This window comes from Massilia sp. CT11-108 (assembly GCF_047302915.1).
GTDB lineage: Bacteria > Pseudomonadota > Gammaproteobacteria > Burkholderiales > Burkholderiaceae_D > Telluria > Telluria orientalis.
Map to the genome: position 1 here is coordinate 1 of NZ_JBKYMO010001206.1, position 508 is coordinate 508.

The 508-nt window shown below is 72.2% G+C and carries 1 protein-coding gene and 1 pseudogene; both read left to right on the forward strand.

The genetic code is table 11. From position 1 onward, the window contains the following. On the forward strand, window positions 1-195 hold a 195-nt coding region (locus ACEN88_RS34005), incomplete at its 5' end, for a hypothetical protein (protein ID WP_413346781.1). Between the two features lie 4 nt (window positions 196-199). Next, window positions 200-508, forward strand: a pseudogene (locus tag ACEN88_RS34010) (hypothetical protein); the annotation flags it as partial.

Genomic DNA, 508 nt, shown 5'->3' on the forward strand with positions numbered 1-508 from the left:
GGCTGGCCCGTGCGCAGCTGGCGCATCAACGTGCCCAGCTTTTCCGTCTACCGCGGCGCCGTCACGCCCGCGACGGACGCGCCGGGCCCGGGCGACGTCATCCTCACGCGCAGCGACGCGCTGGACGGTTTGCCGTCACCCTTCCGCGTGCTGTACCGCGAAGGCGGCGTGCTTCTGGTGCGCGTGGAAGGGTGAGGCGATGTCCGTCTCGCTGCGCTCGCCCTGGACCTGGCTTCCGCCCGCCGTCGCGCTGGCGCTGGTGGCCGGCATCCTCGCCACGGACACCAACCGTGCGCTGTTCCTGTGGCTGAACCGGACCGGCCAGGCCGTTGGCGACCTCGTGTGGTTCCACCTGACGATGCTGGGCGATGGCGCGGTGGCGCTCGCGCTCGTGCTGCCCTGGATCCGGCGCGCGCCGCGCCTCTTTTGGGCCGCGCTGCTGGCGGCCATCGTGGCGGGCTTGTGGACCCAGGTCACGAAGGAGTTCGTCGACGTGCCGCGTCCGTTG